This is a genomic window from Paracoccus aestuariivivens, from assembly GCF_009711225.1.
GTDB classification, from domain to species: domain Bacteria; phylum Pseudomonadota; class Alphaproteobacteria; order Rhodobacterales; family Rhodobacteraceae; genus Paracoccus; species Paracoccus aestuariivivens.
Window position 1 is genome coordinate 1 of record NZ_WMIE01000051.1, and the last position, 3,301, is coordinate 3,301.

The following is a 3,301-nucleotide window of genomic DNA, read 5'->3' on the forward strand; positions in this document are numbered from 1 at the left end:
TGATCCTTGAGCCCCGGCGTTTCGGAGATTCTCGCGGGTTTTTCTCGGAAAGCTGGAATCGTAAGACCCTGCGGGAAGCAGGCGTCGAGTTGCCCGAGTTCGTTCAGGACAACCATTCGATGTCCTCGACGGTAGGGACCTTGCGCGGTCTGCATTTCCAGTCGCCGCCGCATGCCCAGGGCAAGCTCGTTCGTTGCGGGCGGGGGCGGCTTTTTGATGTCGCTGTCGATATCCGTAAAGGCAGCCCCACTTACGGCAAATGGGTGGGTGAGGAGCTTTCTTTCGAAAACGGTCGTCAGCTGTGGATTCCGGCGGGCTTCCTGCACGGTTTCGTCACGCGCGAGCCCGATACCGAGATCTGCTACAAATGCACCGATCATTATGCTCCCGAGTGCGATGGTTCCGTCGCCTGGGACAGCGTCGGGATCGATTGGGGTCTGACCAGCGATCCTGTTCTGTCCGGCAAGGACGCCGTTGCCCCGAGATTGGCCGATTTTGATAGCCCATTCATTTACGAAGACTGTTTCGAATACGAGGCCAGAAGATGAAGATCCTTGTGACAGGCGGCGCGGGCTTTATCGGCTCGGCTGTGGTGCGGCTGGCGGTACGGCGCGGGCATGAGGTCGTGAACCTCGACTCGCTGACCTACGCGGCCAATCTGGAAAACGTCACGCCGGTTTCGAACAGCCCGCTTTACGCGTTCGAACAGGCCGATCTGCGCGACCGCGCTGCTTTGGATCGCGTGCTTGCGACCCATAAGCCCGACGCGATCATGCATCTGGCGGCGGAAAGCCATGTTGACCGCTCGATCGACGGGCCGGGTGACTTCATCGAGACGAATATCACCGGCACCTACAATCTGCTCGAGGCCGCGCGGGCCTATTGGGCCGGTCAGGGCAAGCCCGAGAGCTTCCGCTTCCACCATATCTCGACTGATGAGGTCTTCGGTTCGCTGGGCGACGAGGGTCAGTTCACCGAGGACACGCCCTACGACCCGCGCAGCCCCTATTCGGCCAGTAAGGCGGCCTCGGACCATCTGGTGCGTGCCTGGCACGAGACCTATGGCCTGCCGGTCGTGCTGACCAATTGCTCGAACAATTACGGCCCCTTCCACTTCCCCGAGAAGCTGGTTCCGGTGGTCATCCTGAACGCGCTGCATGGCCGGCCGATCCCGGTTTACGGCGATGGCGGCAATGTCCGCGACTGGTTGTTTGTCGAGGACCATGCCGATGCATTGCTGCTGGTGCTGGAAAAGGGCGAATTGGGCCGCAGCTACAATATCGGTGGCGAGAACGAGGCGAAGAACATCGACCTCGTGCGGACGATCTGTGCCCATATGGACGAACTGCGCCCGCAAAACGCGCCGCATGACAAGCTGATCACCTTTGTGACCGACCGTCCCGGCCATGACCGCCGCTATGCCATCGACCCAACCCGCATCCGCACGGAACTGGGCTGGCGACCCTCGGTCACTGTCGAGGAAGGCCTGCGCCAGACCGTCGAATGGTATCTGGCCAATGAAGCTTGGTGGCAGCCGCTTCTGGCCCGTGAAGGCGTTGGCCAAAGGCTGGGTCGGGCATGAAGGGGCTTCTGGTCTTTGGCCGAAGCGGTCAGGTCGCGACGGAACTTTCCCGTCTCGCCCCCGAGGCGCGTTTCATCGGTCGCGACGCTGCCGATCTGTCGGATGCCTCCTGCCTCGCCGGGCTGATCGCTTCCGAGCAGCCCACAGCGATCATCAATGCCGCCGCGCATACCGCAGTAGACCGCGCGGAATCCGAGCCGGAACTGGCACATGCGATCAATGCCGAGGCGCCGTTCGTCATGGCGCGGGCAGCTGCTAAACTGAGTGTGCCGTTCCTGCATATCTCGACAGATTATGTGTTTGACGGCTCGGGAGAGCGTCCTTGGGCCGAAACCGACCCTACGGGACCGCTGGGCGTTTACGGCGCGTCAAAACTGGCCGGTGAACGCGGCGTCGCACATGCCGGCGGGCAATGGGCGGTGCTGCGCACCTCGTGGGTGTTCTCGGCCCATGGCGCGAATTTCGTCAAGACGATGATGCGGCTTGGTGCCGAGCGCGAGGAATTGCGCGTGGTCGCCGACCAGCATGGCGGTCCGACGCCTGCTGCGGCTATTGCGTCGGCTTGTCTGGAAATGGTCGCGGCGATGCACGCCGATCCGGCCAAAGGTGGCATTTATCACTTCGCGGGCGCACCTGACACAAGTTGGGCGGGCTTCGCACGCGAGATCATAGATCAGGTTGGGATTCCCTGCCGCATCAGCGAGATCGCGACCAGTGATTATCCGACCCCGGCCCGGCGTCCGGGCAATTCCCGACTGGATTGCCGCGCGATCACACGGGATTTCGGCATCGAACGCCCTGATTGGCGCACAGGTCTCACCAAGGTACTAACGGAGCTTCGTAAATGACTGAGACCGCCAAGTCCGCATCGGGGCGCAAAGGCATCATTCTGGCGGGGGGATCGGGAACGCGGCTTTATCCGATCACTATGGGCGTGTCGAAGCAGTTGCTGCCGATCTATGACAAGCCGATGATCTATTACCCGATTTCTATCCTGATGCTGTCTGGCATTCGCGAGATCGCGATCATTACCACGCCAGAAGACAAGGAGCAGTTCCGCCGGTTGCTGGGGGATGGCAGGCAATGGGGCGTCAGCTTCGAATATATCGTCCAACCGTCTCCGGATGGTCTGGCGCAGGCCTATATTCTGGCCGAGGACTTCCTGGCTGGCGCGCCCTCGGCCATGGTCCTGGGCGACAATATCTTTTTCGGCCATGGATTGCCGTTGTTGCTTGGTGCAGCCGACAGCCGCAGTGAGGGCGGGACCGTTTTTGGTTATCGTGTGGCCGATCCCGAACGTTACGGCGTCGTTGCGTTCGATGAGGCAGGCAAGGCCAGTTCGATCATCGAGAAGCCGGAAGTTCCTCCTTCGGATTACGCTGTGACAGGCCTATATTTCCTTGACGGTTCGGCACCCGAGCGCGCGCGTAGCGTGACACCTTCGGAGCGCGGCGAACTCGAGATCACCACGCTTCTCGAGACCTATCTGCATGAGGGCACTCTGACAGTTGAGCGGATGGGGCGTGGTTTTGCGTGGCTGGATACCGGAACCCATGCAAGTCTGCTCGATGCGGGAAACTTCGTCCGAACGCTTGAGCAGCGCCAAGGCTTGCAAACCGGCTGTCCGGACGAGATTGCCTTTAACCAAGGCTGGATCAGCCGGGACGATCTGGCAGAGCGGGCCAAAAAATTCGGCAAGAACGATTACGGCAAATATCT

Annotated in this window: 4 protein-coding genes; all 4 read left to right on the forward strand. The window is 61.0% G+C overall.

From position 1 onward, the window contains the following. Window positions 1-2 precede the first annotated feature (2 nt). Window positions 3-548, forward strand: coding sequence for a dTDP-4-dehydrorhamnose 3,5-epimerase (rfbC, locus tag GL286_RS21950; protein WP_170295368.1), 546 nt, complete (start codon window positions 3-5; stop codon window positions 546-548). Further along, complete coding sequence (rfbB, locus tag GL286_RS21955) at window positions 545-1,582, forward strand: dTDP-glucose 4,6-dehydratase (protein WP_155097687.1); 1,038 nt, start codon at window positions 545-547, stop codon at window positions 1,580-1,582. Before rfbC ends, rfbB begins: the two co-directional genes overlap by 4 nt. Further along, window positions 1,579-2,430, forward strand: coding sequence for a dTDP-4-dehydrorhamnose reductase (rfbD, locus tag GL286_RS21960; protein WP_155097688.1), 852 nt, complete (start codon window positions 1,579-1,581; stop codon window positions 2,428-2,430). Before rfbB ends, rfbD begins: the two co-directional genes overlap by 4 nt. Further along, window positions 2,427-3,301 (forward strand): glucose-1-phosphate thymidylyltransferase RfbA (gene rfbA / locus GL286_RS21965; RefSeq protein WP_155097689.1); only part of this gene is annotated, 875 nt, incomplete at its 3' end. The genes rfbD and rfbA, both read left to right, overlap by 4 nt.